Source organism: Planococcus kocurii (assembly GCF_001465835.2).
Lineage (GTDB): Bacteria > Bacillota > Bacilli > Bacillales_A > Planococcaceae > Planococcus > Planococcus kocurii.
The window spans coordinates 1,997,441-2,015,692 of sequence record NZ_CP013661.2 but is presented as its reverse complement, the minus strand read 5'-3'; the positions used below and the strand labels follow the sequence as shown (position 1 = coordinate 2,015,692).

Sequence of the window (18,252 nt, the reverse complement as noted above, 5' to 3'; positions counted from 1 at the left end):
TAATTCAAATTTAGGACAGAATCCATTTAAGAAAGGAATACGAATGAAAGAGACCTTATTGAAGTACCTAGAAAGCAATTTCCCTAACTTAACGAGTGAGTTGTATGTAAGGTTTGATCTAGGCAGTCCGCATGAAAATGGAACTGAAGCAAGAATCGATCAAGTTACGACAAGAGTGACTAGCTTGTTCGAAGAGGTATTCAAGCCGGACGAGTTTATTTATCTTTACATCAAAGATTACGGTGGGACAGAAGATAGTATGTTTGGAAATAACACACCAACGTATCTTACTGATTTACTAAGTAACCAAAGGATTGAAGAGGACATTTTGTACGATATCGATGAGGATGTTGACGAGTTAACAGGCAACACGATAGAACTAAAAAATGAATTCAACGTGAAAATTGTCTATGCAAAATTAGCCTCTATTCACTACCGAGAAATACTGAAAGGCATTGGGAATTATGAGCAAGGTCGAGATCCTTCTATTGGCGAATCTGTATACTTTATGAACACAGAAAAAGACCTCGTATTTCACATGTACGACGATCGTGGATGTGACGTTTTCGGCTTAAATAAGGATACGCTTGCCCCCCTATATCATAAGTTCAGAAAGTGGATTTTAGACTATAACCGGATTGAAATAGATTATGCTTTTGAAGAAGGATTATACACTTACGTTGAAACTACTGATGAGAAAGAGAAAAGAATTAAAGCCGACCAGCTACAAGTAAAAGAAACGAACATTGATTTATTTCAGGACAATACTTGTCACATCACCCATACGCTTGTCATACCGAATGACAAGACAGATGAGTGTATCAATGAACTATCTGAAACTGGTTTCACTCTTTTTATCGATACGAAAAATTGCGCGTGTAGCCATTTAAAAGTAACCAAAACAGACGCTTTGGCCGTTATTGATTACCAAACTGAGCTTATGTCTTTGTATTCGAAGAAATATGAAGGCGCGTATTTAGGATGGTCTGTGAGAAAAGCTTTTTAGTTAAGGTTGTGGTGGAGACGGTTTTAGTACAAAAATTTCGAAGGAATAAGTGAATTCAAAGGAAAGATTTTACTCGAAAAATCAGTATCGATATTCCTCTATTTTCTCTATCAAACTGCGTATATGTATTGAACTTCAACGAGAATCGCTGTATACAAGAATTCAAAATCTATCATTTTACAAACAAAACAAAATGTAATACAATGTATTACAAAGAGCAGAAGGGGGTTTTATTCATGGCCACTATTTCTTTGCGTGTGGATGACCGCGACAGCAAACTCATCCGCGACTACGCCAAACTGAAAAACACATCTGTTTCGGATTTGATGCGGAATGCCATCATCGAGAAGATTGAAGATGAACTGGATGTCGAAAACTTTGACCGGGTCCTTGCCACTATGGAAACAACCCATTCCTTGGATGACGTCAAAAAAGAATTGGGTTTATAACCAACGATGTATGCAGTTCATTTCTCAGATGTCGCGTTGAAGAAATTAAAAAAGATGGACCGGTACCAGGCCTCTCTCCTGATTGGCTGGATTGAAAAGAACTTGAAGGATACCGACGATCCACGAATACAAGGCAAGGCATTTGTTGAAAACCACAAAGGCAAGTGGCGTTACCGGGTTGGTGATTACCGTATTTTAGCGTTGATCGAAGACGAAAAGATCATTATTACCATTATCGATGTTGGGCATCGAAAAGATATCTACGAATAAGAAGACAGGTGCATGCGCTTCAATAGGCTGCACCTGTTTTTCATATTCCACAGTAAGCATTTGACTGGAATGACCGTCATGAAAATCTTTATATCAATTGGTTTCTCCTCGGACTATAACCTCTTCCAAGCGGTTCATAAATTGGACGCGTTGCTTCATGAATAAGTAGAATGAGTAAGAGTATGATGATTACAGAAATGAAGGAGTCTTATGATGAAGAGTACCTGTATTATGAGGAAAGTCGATCAGCTTGGCCGCATTGTCACGCCGATCGAGTTGAGAAGATCCAAGAGTAGCCACTTTCGATGAAAAATTATATAGTGAAGCTTACAGAACCTACCACGCCTCTTCACAATGCGAATCACGGTGGATCGTTTTATTTCCTCATTTATTCATCCAATCCTGCATTTTATACATTTTTGATTAATTGAATTTTGCTGTTCATTATTTCATCTTCGCAAACTTCCACATGTGTTAGGGAGAAGTTTGTTAATCTTTTTTTGCATTGCTACTAACTTTATTCATAACATACGGATAAACGCAAAAATCGGGATAAATCATTCCATTAGAAAAAGACTGCCGGGTTTTGATGCTCTGACAGTCTTTTCTTCATTCACTTCCCATGTATTTAACGATTTCGGTCATTCCTTCTTTGTTGATCCAAGATTCGCTTTCTTGTTTTGCAGCTCTTGCAAGAGAATGCGCGCGCCTGTCAGACTTAAGGTGAGCCCTGGCGCAAATTCTTTGTTTTCCACTAATACCTCACCTGTTACCAAACAAGCACCGGCGGGTTGGTATTTTCTCAACACAATCACATCTTCTTCTACTAAAATCTCCACGGGATCTCCAACGCTCATTTCCATTCCGCTTCTCAGTTCTTTCGGAATGACGATGCGTCCAAGTGAGTCTGTGTTTCTTACGATTCCTGTAGTTTTCATGGGCACACTCTCCTTTTGTTACATACACGTTCTGGTCAGGTTCCTTCCTTACCGAAAGGAACGCACGTTCTCATTATATCACTTCCCTGCTATTTCTGTGCTTACATTTTAGAAAAACTCCAGAGAATAAGTCTATTTTTTTAGCCCTAGGCATTTTGCTTGAAACAATGAAACGAATGCGTAGCTGATTCGTAATAAGGTTATAGACATTTTGGATTTTTACCAAGGAGGAACAGGCACATGAACAAAAAAGCATGGAACTTGATGGGATGGAGCAAGACCGTCATTCAAGTAGTCGCTATTATTCTAGCGTTGTACCCTGCGAAGTTTCTGTACGCCCGCGTTGTGCATAAGGCTTTTGATGACGTGAAAATGGAATAATCTTGAAGCTTGAGTGTTGGTTCATCTCCAGCTAGTGTTGAGGCCATAGGAGTGAATGCGCATGAACCACCCAAAATTGGTTTTCTTCGATTACTTCATTTTGTTTCCCGTACTATTTCTGTTCAGTTCGTTGCTGTGGCGATTTGTCATTCGAAATGGTGAGTTACTCATTGTCGCAGCAGATGCGTTAGCTATTTTGGCTATTTATTATTTTTTCGTCAGCACTTTTTTGGTTACTCGGATGAAGGGGTCTTCGTCCTGACGGCTACCTCGAGCTTTACTTTGGATCAAGGATGGATATAGAACAGGAGGACTAGAATTGAAAAAATATTACGCCTACCACTCGCTAATTATGGCAATTTACGCCATCGTACTTCTTTACTGCCTGCTAAATAACCGATTTGTACCGGTTTTGATTGTGGCCATACTTGGCATGCCACTCATGATTTTAAATTACAAGAAAAATCATCCAGCTAGCAATCGTAAAGTCGTCAAATAAAAAAGGAGTGAATTTCGAATGATTTTCCGAAAAGCTGTTATAGAGGACCTACCTAACATTGTTCAGCTTCTAGCAGATGACGAATTGGGTACTACGCGTGAACGGTATGAAACTCCTTTGCCAGACTCTTACATCGAAGCGTTTAACGCGATAGAAGCTCAAGTTGGAAACCAGCTCCTGTTAGCTGTTGAAGGAGCTTCGATTATTGGCTGTCTTCAACTGACGATTATTCCGGGTCTAGCAAGGCAAGGCATGAAACGCGCCCAAATTGAAGGTGTGCGTGTTGCTCAAAATCAGCGTGGAACCCAAGTTGGCGAAGCTTTGTTTAAAGAAGCAATGGCCATTGCCAAAGCCGAACATTGCGGACTCGTTCAGTTAACCACAGATAAAAAACGGAAGGATGCTCATCGTTTTTATGCACGATTAGGATTTATCGCAAGCCACGAAGGCATGAAATTCATTTGTCCATAAAAAAAACCTTGCTTTCGCAAGATTCTAGACTGTAGACAAAGTCTTATTAAACTGAATAGTGATGTATAATCTCCAACTGAGCTGGCCACTTCGCTTTCCGGTGGGCTCAACTTCAGTCAAAGTGAGATTCTTTAGTACACTTCACCATAAAAATACATGATCAAGCCTTTTCATCTACTCACTTAAGGATTCGGAGCACCAAGTGGCGAAGGGCAAAGATATGCTCCTGCATCGCTGCGCTAGCTTCGTCGCAAAGCGTCCGCTTGGTGCGGAGAATCCTAGATGCATACAAAAAAATGAATAATTATTCTTTTGTCTACAAGCTGAATCTTGCTTTCGCAAGATTTTTTTTTATTTTTTAAACGATTTGACGACGTCTTTGAACTTGAGGCGGTTGCCGTAATTCAAGGAACCGAATTTGTAAATATGAATCGATAACGCGGCGAACAATACGACGGTCCCCACCATAATCACACTTGAAATGAGCAGAGAAGTCATCGGCACACTGGTCAGCATATACCGAATCGGCATCGTAAATAGTGAGATAAACGGGATAAACGAAGTGACTTTTACGACTGCGTTATCAGGTGCGTTCATCGCAAATGTGGCGGCAAAGTACGCCAAAATAAACAAGAACGTAATTGGTGTTACGGATGAGTTAACATCTTCTACTTTGGACACCAAGCTGCCTAATGCGGCGTAAATAAACAAGTATAAAATATACCCCATTACGGAGAACAAGATGTACACGAGCAATACGTCCCCTGTCATTGATCCTTGCACCAGGTCTAGCACAAACTGTGGGTAATTTTCTTTGTTTAACATAAACCCAATGACCCCAAATAAGAGAATGGCAGCGACTTGCAGCATTCCTGTTAACCCAACTGCTCCTACTTTCCCAAGGATGAGGGTTCGGGGGTTACTTGAGGTAATGAGTAGCTCCATCGTACGGGAATCTTTTTCTCTCGCTACGGATGTCGCGACGTTCGCCCCGTAAAGCAGAATGAGCATGTACATCGTGATCATGACTGCAAACGCAATGGCGGTGCCTGACTGGGCATCTTTTCCAAGAAATACCGTTTCTTGTTCGATTGGTTGCGCTAAAATTTCACGAACTTCTTGACTGTCGATGCCTTTTTCGTCAAACAAACGATTTTCGTTCAGTTGCTTTAACTGCGATTCAAAAACCAGTTGCTCGGTCGAATCCGTCGTGCTGTCAAAAGAGATGTAGGTGTAGCTGTCGTAATCTTTTACGACAAATCCGGCTGTCTCCTCTTCGTTTTGTATGGCTTTTCTTAATTCGTCTTCGGTTGCGTAGCTTTCTTTTCCAAACACCGGACTGACGGCGTCTTTGATTTCTTCATTTTCATAGACGACGACAAGTTCTTCGTTTTTCGCAGCGTCTTCTTCTGTTTCGTCGCTTCCAAACCAAATCACGAAGCTCGGAATGGTGGTGATGAGCAGCGTAATAATGCACATGATGGCCGTGGTAATGAGCAAGCTTTTCTTTCGAATCATGCCAAGAAATTCAAACGCAAAAACGGTTTTAAGCTTTTTCATTTTGATCACCTGTTTTCTCAATGAAGATTTCTTGGAGACTTGGTAAGTAATCCATAAACATTGTAAGTTCTATTCCTCGGCTAAATATGCCTTCCACAAAAGAACGTTTGGTTTCGTTTGGTTGAAGCGTTAAAATAACATCTTGTTTTTCAAGAGTATAGTCATAGCCTGACAGAAAACTTACGTTGTCTTGATCTGCAAACCGTAAGCGCAGCTTGCCTTTGCCCATTTTCTTTCGAATGTCGTTTAAATCTCCATCTAATACAATCTTGCCATCATTAATAATGGCAATATCATCGCAAAACGACTCGATGTACCCCATTTGATGGGAAGAAAAAATAATGATGCGATCTTCTCGAATGTAATTTAATAACGAATCTTGGAAAATTTTTGAGTTTACCGGATCCAGTCCTGAAAACGGCTCATCCAATATCAAAATATCCGGTTCGCAAATAAACGCTTGCGCAATTTGCACTTTTTGTTGGTTCCCTTTAGACAGCGTATCGAGTTTTTGGTCTAAATAAATCGCAATGCCAAATTCTTCTGCCCATTTTTTCATGGAATGCTCGGCATCTTTTTTATTTGCCCCGCGCAGCTCCGCAAAATAAATCAACTGATCTTTTACTTTGAATTTCGAGTACATGCCGCGTTCTTCAGGCAAATAGCCAATGCGGTAATCGGTCGGATTGAATGTTTTGCCGTCTATTGTAATCGAACCGGTATCTCCTTCAAACACATCCATCAAAATTCGCATAGATGTCGTTTTTCCAGCACCGTTTCTTCCTAAATAACCAAAAATCTGTCCTGAGTTAATCGTTAAGTTAATGCCTTTTAACACATGTTTGTTGTTAAAGGATTTGTTTAGTTCTTCGATTACGAGCTTCATATTGACACCTCCACAGAGTAGATTGATCTCTTTGAATCTATCTTAACATAGAACTTTTCCCATTATAACCCATCTTTATTTTATACTGTTTTCAAAATGAACTTTATAAGTTCAGGCTGTCCCTATGTAAGCGGGTTACGTGTTGCGAAAAGTTTTGTCTTTCATTTTATTGGTCCTATTCTTAAGTGCCTGTAATCCTGTTATGGATAGCGACATGCTGTTCGGGCACGGAGAACTCATCATTAATTCGGATAAATTTAGAGCATTTACCTGAAATCTTACAAATGAAAAAGAAGATAAAATCTGTATTTTTCGAAGAACTACAGAGGGCGATCCAATTTTTGATACATTAGATTATAATGGCGACAATGTTGCGCATACGTATACTAATTCTCATAATGAAGTTGGAGGTTCCATATCGGAACACAAAATAGGTGAGTATGACGGACTTGCAACTACATGATCATGACATTAAAAACGCACTGAACCTTAAGCTTAGGGTTCAGTGCATTTTAGTACCTGGTTTTCTTGTTCATTATTTCGTTTTTAGGGTCGCTAAATCAGATAAGATGGGATTTTTTTGCTCGCTGATCAAAGCTTACTAAGCTTTTCACACCTAGTTTTTTCAACATTTCCTTATTATCCGCAGTGTAATTCCCAAGATCGTCGGGGTAATGGCTATCAGAAGATAAGGTAAATTCGACTCCTCGTTCTACTAAAGTAGTTAAGAAAGACGGTCCTGGACACATCTCTTTTACTGGGTACCGATAATACAGCCCTGCATTCACTTCAGTTGCCGTGTTTGTTTCGACAAGTGCGTTGGCTATCTTTTCATGCCATGCTTGGTTAAAGCTTATATCTTGTACTTGGTAGTTAAAGACTTTTAAGTTGTCCAAATGAGCGACAAAATCAAATAACTCTGAACGAATTGCGCTTTCTACTATGATGTAAAACCGATTATACAATTCTTTTAGATCATATTTTAGAAACACATCCGCAGTTTGAGGATTATCGAATCCCCAACCATCGACAAAGTGAACAGATCCGATAACAAAATCCCACGCGTATTCTCCTAATAATTCGGTTAGTTCCGTTTCGCATCCTTCAAAATAATCCGCTTCTATTCCGAGTTTTAACTCAATTCCTTGTAGCCGCCATTTTTCTTTTTCTTTTTCGATCACCTCAACAAAATCAACCATATTTTCGGTCATGACATGATTTAACCACGCTGATTGAACCCTTCCGATTGGGTGTGTAGGATCCAAAATCATATTCTTTTCAAAATAACTCCGAGTTTCTTTAAAGCGGTATAAATGATCCACGATGCCAACTTTCTTCAAGCCTAATTGCTTTGCTTTTTCTAAATACAAATCCAACCAAAAACTGCTAAAGCAACCGTGGTCAACTCGCTTTTGCAATTGCTTTGTTTGCCAGCGCATAAATGCTTTTGACCCTTTTTCTAAATCGGCCGGTGCTCCAAAAGATGACAAAGTTTTAGCCGTTCGTTCCAACCACTTGACTGTATAGGGTCCTTCTTCTAAGTGAACATGAAAATCCATTTTCATTATTCTACTCCACCTTTCACCACTGTCCACAGCGACTCGTATTCCGACCAGTCTTCTGGACACGATTGATCGCAGAGCACTTCTGTTAGTTCGTCCAAACTGCAGATGCTGTAAAACGATTGTTCTCCAATCTTAGTTGCATCAGTTAATAAGATCCTGCTGTTGCTTTGTTCCACCATCTTTGACGATACGATTGATTCATCCATATCAAAGTCAAAAACAGTTCCATTTTTCACTCCGCCACACGATAAAAAAACTTTGTCGAGACTCATTTTCGTTAACCACTCGACAGTTACCGGTCCTGCCACTGAAGACTGTGCCGGATTGGTGATGCCTCCGAGTAACAATACTTTTCCGGTTATCCGTCTTTCTTCTAATGCTAGATTAAAACGTTCGGCAGCAGCAAGCGAATTTGTTACGATCGTTAAGTTGTGCACGCCCTCCAAATAATCGGCCAAATGCACAGTGGTCGTTCCTACATCAACGGCAATGGTATCCCCATCTTCAATGCGGCTAGCAGCGGCTTTTGCAATTAGTTGCTTGGCTCTTTTTTGCATATCCAGTTTCCGCTTAAACTGCGGTTCCGTTCGAAGTTTCAAAAACGGAATAGCCCCTCCGTGAACTCGAGTTAATAATTGGCGATTTTCCAATTCGCCCAAATCTCTACGTATCGTTTCTGGTGCGACGTCCAGTTGTTCGGCAATATCCATAACCGATATTTTCTGTTTTTCTTGTAATTGCTTAACTATGTATTGAAATCTCTCCATTTTTAAGTAGGTCATTGCAGATAAATCACATCTTCCGGAGAGATATAGCAGTCGTATTCTTTTCCAACTTCGATAGACTGTCCGCGACGGTGCAATTGCTCGACAGAAAACTCACGGTCTCCTGACAGAAAAACCGTTCGAATAACATTCCCACTCATGACTGATTTTTTAGCAACCGCTTTTATCCGGTAGTCAGCGTCAGTTCCTTCAAACGATATTGCTTCCGGACGAATGGCTAGTTTGTCGCCTGTTTTCGTTAAGCCTTTTCCAATCAGCTCTTCTAATTGTGTTTTGCTAAAAACATTGTAATGTCCGATAAAATTTGCAATAAATTCAGTTTGGGGCTTCGTGTAAATGTCAGTAGGCGTTCCACATTGCGCAATTTCGCCTTTATTCATGACGAAAATCTTGTCAGAGACGGCCATCGCTTCTTCTTGGTCATGCGTCACGAGAATCATCGTAATCCCCATTTGACTTTGAATCGAACGCAGATCCGCTTGCAGTTTTTTTCGAATTTGTGCATCCAACGCACTTAATGGCTCATCTAAAAGTAACACTTTCGGTTTAACGATTAACGCACGCGCTAAAGCAACTCGTTGCTGTTGACCGCCGGATAATTCGTGAGGATATGCTTTTTCTTTATCGGATAGGTGAACAACTTCTAAAATTTCTTTCACTCTTTTTTTGATTTCTGCCGCAGGTGTTTTATTGATCGTTAAGCCGAATGCTACATTTTCATGCACTGTCATATTAGGGAACAAGGCGTAGGATTGAAACACCATGCCTATTTCACGTTTTTTGGTCGGAACTTTTTCCATGTTTTTGTCTTCAATTTTCACACTACCAGACGTTGCTTCTGTTAACCCTGCCAGTATTCGTAAAATGGTGCTTTTTCCACATCCGCTCGGCCCTAAAAGGGTAACGAATTCTCCTCTTTCAATCGACATATCAATCGAAGAAAGAACCGTCGAGGTGCCGTAATTTTTTTGCAAGTTTTCTATTTGAACATAACTCATGACTTCACCAGACCTTTCGATTGTTTAGTCAACACGGAGATCGCCAATGTCAAAATCCCCATTAAAACAAGATAAACAAAGACAACGGCACTTGCTATATGTCCGCTTGTACTCAATTTTTCCATCAAGTAAATTTGAACGGTTTCAAATCGCGAGCCGACAACTAAGTTAATCAGCACAAATTCTCCAAATAAAATCGAGAACGATAACAAAGCACCAACAAATAATCCTGGATATATGGCCGGCAGCAAGACTCTAACAAAAGCTTGACGTTTTGAAGCACCTAATAATTCCGCTGCATCTAATAATTGTTTGGCATTAACATTTCTAAGACTGTTGCGAGTTCCTTGATAAATGTACGGAAAAATACTGATGATATAGACACCTAACACTGCCAAAATCATCGGTATCCCTAGTTTCGTATATGTACGGATCAAGCCAACCGCTAAAATAACACCCGGGAAGGCATAAACTAACACAACAATGGTTTGCATCCATTTTTCATATTTCGGAAAATACAGCACAATCACAAATATTGCGGGGACTACGAAAAAAAAAGCAAGAACTACAGCACTCCCTGACAACAATACCGAACGTCCAAACGCTTGGATAAACTCCACGTCTTGAAATAGAATCGCAAGCCATTTAAAAGTTAACCCTTCTGGTAAAACTGTCCTGTTCCATTCCGTCGCAAAAGCATAAAACGCAGTGGCCACAATGGGCAATAGTAAATACAACATGAGAAACAGCAAGAACAAGTCAGCTACTCCCTTTTTCTTCATCATAGATTTCTCCTCGTTTTCTTAATGCTCCATTCACTGAGAACCATTGCCGAAATCATCGTGGCTCCAAGTAACACGGCGATGGCACTGGCCAGTTCCGGTTGGGCAAAAATATCACCCGATAGCAACGTTCCAATTCGGATAGCTGCTAAATTATAGTCACTTCCCGTTAACGCATAGGCCGATGCATAAGCGCCCATTGCATTCGCAAACAACACACTAAAAGTCCCCACAATTCCTGGGAGCATCACTGGAATACCGATTTTCATCCAAAATTGAACTGTATTCGCACCTAATAAGGCAGCAGCTTCTTTCCATTGCTGTTGAATTCCATAATAAATCGGATACAGCAGCATGAGGGATAATGGCAACTGAAAATAAATATAAATCAGTAGCAAGCCGCTCCAGCTATATAGAGAAAAAGAAGCAAGCGCATCTATGTTCCATTTCTCAAACAATAAGGTAAACAGCCCACTGTTGCCAAGCAACACAATAAATGCAAAAGCCAGTGGAATACCTGAAAAATTCGAAGTCAAGTTGATCATGACTAAAATTCGCTCTTTTACGGGATCTGTAAAGCGCATCATCGCGTAAACCGCAAATAACGAAACGACAAGCGCGACAATCGCAGAAACAGCCGATAACGTAATGCTGTTTTTGAATCCTTGTAAGATATAACTGTTGAACAAAGCCGTTTTGTACTGATTTAACGTAAAGCCCTCGCTGTCAGTAAAACTCGATAAGAACATATTCACTAAAGGCAAAACAAAAAACATCACGATTAATAGCATGAACGGAATAAGTAAAAATAAGGATTTATTTTTAGGTGTCAAATGATCACTGCTTCCATTAAAATTGTCATTTTACTTTTTTCTATATTTAGGAATCCTCTCAAGTACTGCTCGTTAAGCCCGCTGACATTCCTCTAGCTGTAGCGGCAACATAGCTTTTGACGGTTCGATTTCTAATAACTGACAGACTAGCGGCGCAATCATCAATTGTGAAACGAGTTCATCAGATATTCCCGCAGTTATTTTTTCTGAGACAATAAACAATGGCACATGGCGATCTTCCGCTGTATTTCCGCCATGATTGCCATCTGCCGTCATTCCATGATCCGCCGTAATAATAATGTCGTACCCTCTTTCTTTGCACAACGGGATAAACGTTGATAGCAATGCATCCACAGCAAGTACCCGATTCCGGTATTCTTTTGAATCTGCAGTAAATTTGTGACCGTCATCATCTACGTTCATCGGGTGAATATAAAGAAAATCAGGTTGTTTTTTTTCCATGAGCCACGAGGCTTCCGCAAACAAATGGCTATCGGGGTAATGATCTTCAAAGTAAAAAAATCCATTTTCAATCGGCAATTCCGTATCTAGTTGAATGCGATCTTGAATTTCATTGAAAGGAGCGGAATTATACAATTCACTTATCCAATGATAGGCGGCAGCGGCAGTAGTTTTCCCGCCGTCTTTCGCCAAATGGAATAAACTTTGTTGCGTGGATAACCGTACCGTTCGATTGCTGTTAACCCCATGGACGATAGGAGGTGTACCTGTCAAAATGGTTTCGTATAAAGGCCTGGAAAGTGATGGAACTTCTGAGCGCACTTTATAACGCGCAGCTTTTTCATGTTCTACTAAATGTTGTAAATAACCCATATGGCTACAAGCCGTATCAAACCGTAGAGCATCTATAACAATCAGAACCACGCGATTAGTTGCCATGGATTAATACCTGTTCTTGCCACATTTGAGGAATATTCTTGGTTGCTTCTTCCCAAGCCGCTTGGTCTTTAACTGGCTGTGTGTTGGTATACATTTCATCCGGTAATAGCATTGCTTTTACTTCTGATGAAAGTTCTACATTTTCACGAATAGGACGAGCATAGCCCTTTGCTAAATTTTCTTGTCCTTCATCTGACAGAATATACTCTCTTGCCAACATCGCAGCATGAGGATTTTGAGCATACTTGTTAATTACTGTAGCGTAACCTGACATAATGGATCCTTCTTCAGGAATGACAATATCAAATCGGGATTCATCGATTTGATTGCTATAGCCTAATGCATTGAAATCCCACATGATGGCAACATCAATCTCGCCTTTTTCAAGGTTTGCGACTGTTGGATCTCCTTGCAAACGTCCTTGTTCCGCCAATTCCGCAAAAAAGTCGATGCCTGGTTGCAGATTATTTTCATCTCCACCAAAAGCCATTGCTGCCCCTAAAATAGCAAATTGTGCTTGATTTGCCGTTAAGGCATCACCAATGCTTACGATATATTCACCGTTTTTAAGGTCTTCCCAAGATTTCGGGGGATTTTCAACATTGTTGGTATCGGTTAGGAATGCCATCGTTCCGGTATAGCCAACGATCCAATGCCCTTCATCATCTTTTGCCCATTCCGGAATATCCTCCCAGTAACTTGTTTTATACGCTTGCGTCAATCCTTTTTCTTCAGCAATCGGTCCAAATGCGACTCCGACATCGCCAATATCAGCAGAAGCATTGTCTTTTTCCGCTTCGAACTTTGCCAATTCTTCTGCACTCGACATATCTGTATCGGTATGAGTTATGTCAAACTCAGTTTCTATTTCACTCCACGTTTCTACCCAGTTTGCCCATGTGTCAGGCATGCCGACAGAATTTACTTCGCCTTCTACTTTTGCTTTTTCGATGACTTCTTCTTTCGTTAAGGAATTTCCATCAACTTGTGCACTTACACTTTCTTTATCACCAGAGCATGCCGCCAATACACTTACTGCCATAATTCCCAACACACTCTTTTTTAAAATTTGCTTAAAGACCATTATGAAACCCCCTATTTGTTTTTGTTTGTTTTTGTTTGATTACACTAATAACCATAACGAACAAACATTGAGCCAGTATGGAGTCTTTACTAACGATTCGTAAAGATTGTTAAGGGAGTGTGAAGAACATATAGGGTTACTTCTTTATTTCAATATAAAAAAAGCACTGAATTTAGAACTTTAAAATAGCGCTAAATTCAGTGCTATTTTGTTCCCACAGGTTTTGTCATCTTCCATTATTTTTATGATTTTATTGAACAAGATGCCTAATTCTACAACTGCTAGTAGCGTAACTACGATTGGCCACAAAATAGTTCATCCTTTTTTCGTAATTACGAGCGGAATGAAGAGAAATTCCGGATTTTGTAGAGGTTTTATCGCCATAGATTTCGTATGTGGTGTGAAACTCTTTTGAAATCAATGCTTTCCACTTATTCCACTCGAATAATCCCCATTTATTTGGATATACTGTCGAGTGTAGTAGAAATACTGTCCGTTTTGGACCCAATACTGTCCGAATGGGGATGAATACTGTCCAAATCACGCTATTTACTAGCGAATCAAATTTTCACGAGATAAATTTAAAGTTGTGAAATAGCCTCCTTATTAAAATCAATAATCTCGAAAAAGTTACTACCCAATCTTTTACCGAAAGAACGGTTGTAGAGAGATAAATTAAAACAGCCACAAAATCTCTTCGAAGGAGACTTTGTGGCTGTTCTCATTTAACTACTTTTATTAACTTGTTGTTCTCGGAAAAAGCCTTTTGTCGTTTGTGAAAAATGTCCATATGCTGGAAATCAACAATAAGACGATTCCAGCCACTAAAACTGCTTGAATCGTTGTTATCATCGATGCGTCTAATACCCCGCTCGCGTACGCGCTATAGATACCAAAGAAAGCCCATGCGATTGGAAGTGGAAATGCGGCGTTTTTGTATAGAGCCAAGTAGTAGAACACAAATCCAATAGCAACAAACAAAATGATGATTGTCCAAATGGAGTCGGATAGACCGAATCCGCCCCACTCTTGTTGGACTAAAAATAACGACGAGTTAACGATTGTCGCGATAAAAACCCATGAGCTGTAAAGGGTAAAACTGATGCCTGCCAGCGTACTCGGAAATTGAGAGCGATTGTTCGTGATCTTTTTGACGATCAAGATCAATGAAAACAGCAATCCCAAAATCAGTAAAGTTGAAAGTCCAAGTAATTCGTAGGAGAACACGATAATCCACGCCATATTGAATACTGCACTGGCAATAAATAAGGGCGATACCAGTCGAATGAGTTTACCTACATGTTGATCTTTTCGTTTAATAAAGAAATAAACCAATGTCACTAGAAGTAGCGTATAAATCACGCCCCAAATCGAAAACGTGAAAGGTGCCGGTGAGATGAGCGTCATATACTTGTCTGATAAATCCTTTTGACTCATGCCATTAAAAAATCCAGACGACCCAAGATAATTTACCCCTAAGGTTAGGAAATAAAAAATCAAATTCAAGATGGAGAACAGCATTGTTTTTTTACGTGTTTTTTCGTCCATAAGGATTGCGCCTCCTGATTTATAGTTTTCAAAAATTGCATCGCTTTAATAAGTTTTCTCTTATGTACACTCTACTAAACAAAACAGTGAGTATAACCCCTACATTTTATAAGTCGACATAGGGTCGTCATTCGAAAGTTTCATCATAAATGGATACACCCCTAAAAACACGAGCATTAACGCGATTGCAAGAAAGAAAATGCCTAAGCCATCAAGGTCTAAAATTAGCGTTAATGCGATAATGAGCAATGCTGGCATGTAACTAGAAATGGCGGTTAGCTTTCTCGACTTGGGTATGGGGTATTGGGTCTTTTCGCAATAAGGACACTTGGCTTTATTGCGAAACTTGACTGTATTTTTCACCCCCGTTTTCCACGGCCATTTTTGACCACAATTTTCACAAGTTGGCATGATTTCACTCCTTCCCCAAATGATTTTCTCGATGATCTGTTTGCATATAGCGAACAAAGTAAGCACCAGTGATTAGCAATGCTAGGGTGAGCGCCATAGTGATAACACCGAGAAAATTTAACCAATAGCCGACTAAGTTAACGATACTGATTAGTAAAAAACAAATCGCTGTCACTCTACTTTTAGGGTCTGTATGGGTTGTCTCTTTCGTTTTGATGATTTTATTGATTGAGATGCTTAATGCTGCGACTGCTAGTAACGTAAATACGATTGGCCACAAAATAATGCCTCCTTTTATTTCCTGTACCTGTATTTACGAGTCGAATAAAGAGAAGTTTCGGATTTTCTCGAGGTTTTATTATCAGAGACTTCGTATACTGAGAAATCCCATTGACATCAATATTTTTTACTTATCTTCCGCTCGTCATTTCCAGTTATTTGGGTATACTGTCCGATTTAATAGAAATACTGTCTGATTTTGCTCAAATACTGTCCGAATGGGACTGAATACTGTCCGAATCATAGCAGTTACTAGCGAACGAGATCTTTTCAGCCATTGATATAAAGTGGTGAAATGACTACATGGTCTTAGAAACATTACTTTTCATTCAACTCGTTAGACAAAAAATAACGACACATCATCAATTAACGCAACAAAGACTGCCAGTTTTTTATGACCTGGCAGTCTTTTGGGGTACTCATTATAATATAAGAATTCCCACGTCTCTTCTTTATTAAACCTACGGATTAGTCATCAATGCCCAACGATTGTTTATACCCTGCTAAATACGTTTTTTCAGACGGGCTGCCCATGTCAAACGAATTCATGGCGCGGTGCCAGTTCGGATAAAGTGGAGCTGGTCGTGCCACCGATTCAATGCGGTCATGCTCTTCTTGTGTTAGTTGAATTTCAAAAGAAGCAATGTTCTCTTTTAGCTGTTCTTCGTTGCGCGCAGCGATGACAATCGGACCGACATTTGGCCGGTCCCGGACCCATGCATAAGCAATTTGCGGCACTGACGCATTGTGATTGGCTGCGACTCTTTCTAACGCATCGATTACTTGGTAGAGCCGTTCCTGATTTTGCACCCACGGTTCTGGCCATCCAGCTCCTTGACGTCTATTCGCCGGTGCTTGTTTGTTGCGGCCAATTTTGCCGTTTAGCAGTCCTTCACCGAGTGGACTCCAGATCATTGAGCCAATGCCAAGCTCACTGCCTGCGGGAAGTAGTTCGTATTCTGCTTCTCGTGCTTCTGGTGTGTAGTAAATTTGTTGGGTAATGGGTGGAATAAAGCCAGATCGCTCTGCAACCGTAAACGTTCGCGCCAGTGCCCAGCCGCTATAGTTTGATACGCCCCAATGGCGAATTTTGCCGGATTTGACGATACTTGTCATGGTTTCGACTGTTTCTTCGACCGGCGTTTGCCCATCCCACAAATGAACAAAATAGACATCAAGATAATCTGTACCTAACCGCTCAAGTGATTGGTCGATAGATGTTAAAATATTGCTTCTTGAAGCTCCTCTTGCGTTAGGGTTTTCTCCGAGTGGAAAGCCTGTTTTCGATGTCAGCAATAATTCGTCACGGCGCCCTTTAATGGCTGACCCCAACACGCGCTCTGCATCGCCTTTTGAATACAAATTGGCAGTATCAAACATGTTGATGCCGGCCTCAAGTGACATGTCTACCATGCGCCGTGCTGTTTTTTCGTCGATATTGCCTGCAGCGTCAAAGCCATTTGTCCCGCTAAAAGGAACCGTTCCAAGTATGTACTTCGGAACCCGCAAGCCTGAATTCCCCAAATAGATATAGTCCATGATTGCCTCCTTATGAATCTGTATTTTCTACTACTAGCTTACCCCTCTAATGTCTCAGCAAACCAAATGGTCGTGACGATTAAATTATGACTTTGATTTGTATAAAAGGATTCTCCGACAATCTCTCAATTTCCAGTAGTTTACTTTAGTGCAACAAAGGGAAGCACTACATTAATACTGTTTTACATTAAAGGAGGAGAATTTGGTGGGACATTATATTGAAGTGGAAGATGGCGTAAACGTTTATGTGGAAGACATTGGATCGGGGCAACCGGTCGTCTTTATTCACGGCTGGCCTTTAAATAGCAAAGCATTTGAGTCGCAAGTAAGCGTGCTTGCGGAGCAAAAATTTCGATTTATCGGCATTGACCTGAGAGGTTACGGGAAATCAGACAAGCCGTGGTCGAGCTACGATTACGACATGGCAGCAAACGACGTCAAAGCCGTTGTCGATTATTTGAAACTTGATCATTTTGTGCTTGCCGGATTTTCCATGGGTGGTCCGATTGCCATTCGTTACTTAACAAATTTCAAGCAGCAAGGCGTCGATAAACTGATGCTATTAGCAGCAGCGGCTCCATTATTTACGCAACGCGATGATTTTAAACACAACTTGAAGCCGGAAGAAGTAGACGGCATTATTGACCAACTTAAAGAAGATCGTCCGGCCTTTCTTGGGCAATTCGCGGATATGTTCTTTGAACAGAAAAAGTCACCGGAATTTCTGCATTGGTTCCAAACGCTTGGACTCGAAGCCGGTGCTCACTCAACCATTAAATCCGCGATTGCCTTAAGAGATGAGGACTTGCGCGACGAGTTAGCAGGCATTACTGTGCCAACGGCTATTTTCCACGGGAAAAAAGATCAGATCTGTGCTTACGAACTGGCTGAAGAAATGGACAAACAAATCCCCAACTCAGTGCTCGTTCCTTTCGAAGACAGCGGCCATGGCATTAACGCAGATGAACCAGAGCGTTTCAATAATGAGTTGTTAAATTTCCTTAAGAGTTCTGATGAAAACTAAAGAACCTGCGCAACATGAAACCTACTGGGCACCTGGACGACAAA

General features: G+C 40.5%; 23 protein-coding genes and 1 pseudogene. 10 read left to right on the top strand and 14 right to left on the bottom strand.

Annotated elements, in window-relative coordinates; translation table 11 throughout:
• The first annotated feature begins 43 nt into the window (after positions 1-43).
• From AUO94_RS17065 to AUO94_RS17275, 4 genes and pseudogenes are all read left to right on the top strand, one after another.
• On the top strand, positions 44-1,006 hold the full coding sequence (locus tag AUO94_RS17065) for a DUF3885 domain-containing protein (protein ID WP_082707526.1): 963 nt from the start codon (positions 44-46) through the stop codon (positions 1,004-1,006).
• Between the two features lie 236 nt (positions 1,007-1,242).
• A complete protein-coding gene (gene relB / locus AUO94_RS09945; protein WP_058384067.1) occupies positions 1,243-1,455 on the top strand; it encodes a type II toxin-antitoxin system RelB family antitoxin in 213 nt (70 codons plus the stop codon).
• A 36-nt stretch (positions 1,456-1,491) separates the two neighbouring features.
• Positions 1,492-1,725 carry a type II toxin-antitoxin system RelE family toxin gene (locus tag AUO94_RS09940; RefSeq protein WP_470382004.1) on the top strand — a complete coding sequence of 78 codons (234 nt, stop codon included), beginning with the start codon at positions 1,492-1,494 and terminating at the stop codon, positions 1,723-1,725.
• Between the two features lie 210 nt (positions 1,726-1,935).
• Positions 1,936-2,013: pseudogene (locus tag AUO94_RS17275) on the top strand (AbrB/MazE/SpoVT family DNA-binding domain-containing protein); the annotation flags it as partial.
• A 353-nt stretch (positions 2,014-2,366) separates the two neighbouring features.
• Here the strand turns inward: AUO94_RS17275 and AUO94_RS09935 are convergent.
• Positions 2,367-2,663 (bottom strand): AbrB/MazE/SpoVT family DNA-binding domain-containing protein, encoded by a 297-nt coding sequence (locus tag AUO94_RS09935; RefSeq protein WP_058384065.1) that lies wholly within the window; start codon positions 2,661-2,663, stop codon positions 2,367-2,369.
• A 240-nt stretch (positions 2,664-2,903) separates the two neighbouring features.
• Here AUO94_RS09935 and AUO94_RS17270 point away from each other — a divergent pair, with 240 nt between their 5' ends.
• From AUO94_RS17270 to AUO94_RS09920, 4 genes are all read left to right on the top strand, one after another.
• Positions 2,904-3,044, top strand: coding sequence for a hypothetical protein (locus AUO94_RS17270; RefSeq protein WP_156423942.1), 141 nt, complete (start codon positions 2,904-2,906; stop codon positions 3,042-3,044).
• 61 nt (positions 3,045-3,105) lie between these two features.
• On the top strand, positions 3,106-3,306 hold the full coding sequence (locus tag AUO94_RS09930; protein WP_058384064.1) for a hypothetical protein: 201 nt from the start codon (positions 3,106-3,108) through the stop codon (positions 3,304-3,306).
• Between the two features lie 57 nt (positions 3,307-3,363).
• Complete coding sequence (locus AUO94_RS09925) at positions 3,364-3,543, top strand: hypothetical protein (protein ID WP_058384063.1); 180 nt, start codon at positions 3,364-3,366, stop codon at positions 3,541-3,543.
• Positions 3,544-3,561: 18 nt separating this feature from the next.
• A complete protein-coding gene (locus AUO94_RS09920; RefSeq protein WP_058384062.1) occupies positions 3,562-4,014 on the top strand; it encodes a GNAT family N-acetyltransferase in 453 nt (150 codons plus the stop codon).
• A 351-nt stretch (positions 4,015-4,365) separates the two neighbouring features.
• On the opposite strand, the gene AUO94_RS09915 is transcribed toward AUO94_RS09920, so the two are convergent.
• Both AUO94_RS09915 and AUO94_RS09910 read right to left on the bottom strand, forming a co-directional pair.
• A complete protein-coding gene (locus AUO94_RS09915; RefSeq protein ID WP_058384061.1) occupies positions 4,366-5,574 on the bottom strand; it encodes an ABC transporter permease in 1,209 nt (402 codons plus the stop codon).
• The gene (locus AUO94_RS09910) at positions 5,561-6,460 is read right to left on the bottom strand and encodes an ABC transporter ATP-binding protein (protein ID WP_058384060.1); all 900 of its coding nucleotides are present in this window, start codon (positions 6,458-6,460) and stop codon (positions 5,561-5,563) included. The genes AUO94_RS09915 and AUO94_RS09910 overlap by 14 nt, the downstream gene beginning before the upstream one ends.
• A 301-nt stretch (positions 6,461-6,761) precedes the next feature.
• Here AUO94_RS09910 and AUO94_RS17630 point away from each other — a divergent pair, with 301 nt between their 5' ends.
• Positions 6,762-6,923 carry a hypothetical protein gene (locus AUO94_RS17630; RefSeq protein WP_335339249.1) on the top strand — a complete coding sequence of 54 codons (162 nt, stop codon included), beginning with the start codon at positions 6,762-6,764 and terminating at the stop codon, positions 6,921-6,923.
• 97 nt (positions 6,924-7,020) lie between these two features.
• Here the strand turns inward: AUO94_RS17630 and AUO94_RS09905 are convergent, their stop codons facing one another.
• The 11 genes from AUO94_RS09905 to AUO94_RS09855 all read right to left on the bottom strand — a co-directional run bounded on the left by AUO94_RS09905 (position 7,021) and on the right by AUO94_RS09855 (position 17,184).
• Positions 7,021-8,025: a histidinol phosphate phosphatase domain-containing protein gene (locus AUO94_RS09905; protein ID WP_058384059.1), complete on the bottom strand. Its 1,005-nt coding sequence runs from the start codon at positions 8,023-8,025 to the stop codon at positions 7,021-7,023.
• On the bottom strand, positions 8,025-8,792 hold the full coding sequence (locus tag AUO94_RS09900) for a DeoR/GlpR family DNA-binding transcription regulator (RefSeq protein ID WP_237150099.1): 768 nt from the start codon (positions 8,790-8,792) through the stop codon (positions 8,025-8,027). Before AUO94_RS09900 ends, AUO94_RS09905 begins: the two co-directional genes overlap by 1 nt.
• Positions 8,793-8,803: 11 nt before the next feature.
• The gene (locus AUO94_RS09895; protein WP_058384057.1) at positions 8,804-9,808 is read right to left on the bottom strand and encodes an ABC transporter ATP-binding protein; all 1,005 of its coding nucleotides are present in this window, start codon (positions 9,806-9,808) and stop codon (positions 8,804-8,806) included.
• A complete protein-coding gene (locus AUO94_RS09890) occupies positions 9,805-10,590 on the bottom strand; it encodes an ABC transporter permease (protein ID WP_058384056.1) in 786 nt (261 codons plus the stop codon). Before AUO94_RS09890 ends, AUO94_RS09895 begins: the two co-directional genes overlap by 4 nt.
• Positions 10,590-11,366, bottom strand: coding sequence for an ABC transporter permease (locus AUO94_RS09885; RefSeq protein ID WP_237150211.1), 777 nt, complete (start codon positions 11,364-11,366; stop codon positions 10,590-10,592). Before AUO94_RS09885 ends, AUO94_RS09890 begins: the two co-directional genes overlap by 1 nt.
• A 129-nt stretch (positions 11,367-11,495) precedes the next feature.
• Positions 11,496-12,323 carry an alkaline phosphatase family protein gene (locus AUO94_RS09880; RefSeq protein WP_058384055.1) on the bottom strand — a complete coding sequence of 276 codons (828 nt, stop codon included), beginning with the start codon at positions 12,321-12,323 and terminating at the stop codon, positions 11,496-11,498.
• Entirely contained in the window at positions 12,313-13,407 is a 1,095-nt protein-coding gene (locus tag AUO94_RS09875; RefSeq protein ID WP_058384054.1) for an ABC transporter substrate-binding protein, read from the bottom strand. The genes AUO94_RS09880 and AUO94_RS09875 overlap by 11 nt, the downstream gene beginning before the upstream one ends.
• A 738-nt stretch (positions 13,408-14,145) precedes the next feature.
• Positions 14,146-14,955, bottom strand: a complete 810-nt coding sequence (locus AUO94_RS09870) for a hypothetical protein (RefSeq protein ID WP_058384053.1) — start codon at positions 14,953-14,955, stop codon at positions 14,146-14,148.
• A gap of 99 nt (positions 14,956-15,054) precedes the next feature.
• Positions 15,055-15,366: a TIGR04104 family putative zinc finger protein gene (locus tag AUO94_RS09865; protein WP_058384052.1), complete on the bottom strand. Its 312-nt coding sequence runs from the start codon at positions 15,364-15,366 to the stop codon at positions 15,055-15,057.
• A gap of 4 nt (positions 15,367-15,370) precedes the next feature.
• Complete coding sequence (locus AUO94_RS09860; RefSeq protein ID WP_058384051.1) at positions 15,371-15,646, bottom strand: hypothetical protein; 276 nt, start codon at positions 15,644-15,646, stop codon at positions 15,371-15,373.
• A gap of 467 nt (positions 15,647-16,113) precedes the next feature.
• On the bottom strand, positions 16,114-17,184 hold the full coding sequence (locus AUO94_RS09855) for an aldo/keto reductase (protein ID WP_058384050.1): 1,071 nt from the start codon (positions 17,182-17,184) through the stop codon (positions 16,114-16,116).
• A gap of 205 nt (positions 17,185-17,389) precedes the next feature.
• Between AUO94_RS09855 and AUO94_RS09850 the strand changes: the two genes are divergently transcribed.
• Positions 17,390-18,208 (top strand): alpha/beta fold hydrolase, encoded by an 819-nt coding sequence (locus AUO94_RS09850; protein ID WP_058384049.1) that lies wholly within the window; start codon positions 17,390-17,392, stop codon positions 18,206-18,208.
• Positions 18,209-18,252 lie beyond the last annotated feature (44 nt).

Coding starts and splice junctions, on each gene's coding strand:
- AUO94_RS17065 (WP_082707526.1), top strand. CDS start 44: ATGAAAGAGACCTTATTGAAGTACCTAGAAAGCAATTTCCCTAACTTA.
- relB (WP_058384067.1), top strand. CDS start 1,243: ATGGCCACTATTTCTTTGCGTGTGGATGACCGCGACAGCAAACTCATC.
- AUO94_RS09935 (WP_058384065.1), bottom strand. CDS start 2,663: ATGAAAACTACAGGAATCGTAAGAAACACAGACTCACTTGGACGCATC.
- AUO94_RS17270 (WP_156423942.1), top strand. CDS start 2,904: ATGAACAAAAAAGCATGGAACTTGATGGGATGGAGCAAGACCGTCATT.
- AUO94_RS09930 (WP_058384064.1), top strand. CDS start 3,106: ATGAACCACCCAAAATTGGTTTTCTTCGATTACTTCATTTTGTTTCCC.
- AUO94_RS09920 (WP_058384062.1), top strand. CDS start 3,562: ATGATTTTCCGAAAAGCTGTTATAGAGGACCTACCTAACATTGTTCAG.
- AUO94_RS09915 (WP_058384061.1), bottom strand. CDS start 5,574: ATGAAAAAGCTTAAAACCGTTTTTGCGTTTGAATTTCTTGGCATGATT.
- AUO94_RS09910 (WP_058384060.1), bottom strand. CDS start 6,460: ATGAAGCTCGTAATCGAAGAACTAAACAAATCCTTTAACAACAAACAT.
- AUO94_RS09905 (WP_058384059.1), bottom strand. CDS start 8,025: ATGAAAATGGATTTTCATGTTCACTTAGAAGAAGGACCCTATACAGTC.
- AUO94_RS09900 (WP_237150099.1), bottom strand. CDS start 8,792: ATGGAGAGATTTCAATACATAGTTAAGCAATTACAAGAAAAACAGAAA.
- AUO94_RS09895 (WP_058384057.1), bottom strand. CDS start 9,808: ATGAGTTATGTTCAAATAGAAAACTTGCAAAAAAATTACGGCACCTCG.
- AUO94_RS09890 (WP_058384056.1), bottom strand. CDS start 10,590: ATGAAGAAAAAGGGAGTAGCTGACTTGTTCTTGCTGTTTCTCATGTTG.
- AUO94_RS09885 (WP_237150211.1), bottom strand. CDS start 11,366: ATGTTTTTTGTTTTGCCTTTAGTGAATATGTTCTTATCGAGTTTTACT.
- AUO94_RS09880 (WP_058384055.1), bottom strand. CDS start 12,323: ATGGCAACTAATCGCGTGGTTCTGATTGTTATAGATGCTCTACGGTTT.
- AUO94_RS09875 (WP_058384054.1), bottom strand. CDS start 13,407: ATGGTCTTTAAGCAAATTTTAAAAAAGAGTGTGTTGGGAATTATGGCA.
- AUO94_RS09870 (WP_058384053.1), bottom strand. CDS start 14,955: ATGGACGAAAAAACACGTAAAAAAACAATGCTGTTCTCCATCTTGAAT.
- AUO94_RS09865 (WP_058384052.1), bottom strand. CDS start 15,366: ATGCCAACTTGTGAAAATTGTGGTCAAAAATGGCCGTGGAAAACGGGG.
- AUO94_RS09855 (WP_058384050.1), bottom strand. CDS start 17,184: ATGGACTATATCTATTTGGGGAATTCAGGCTTGCGGGTTCCGAAGTAC.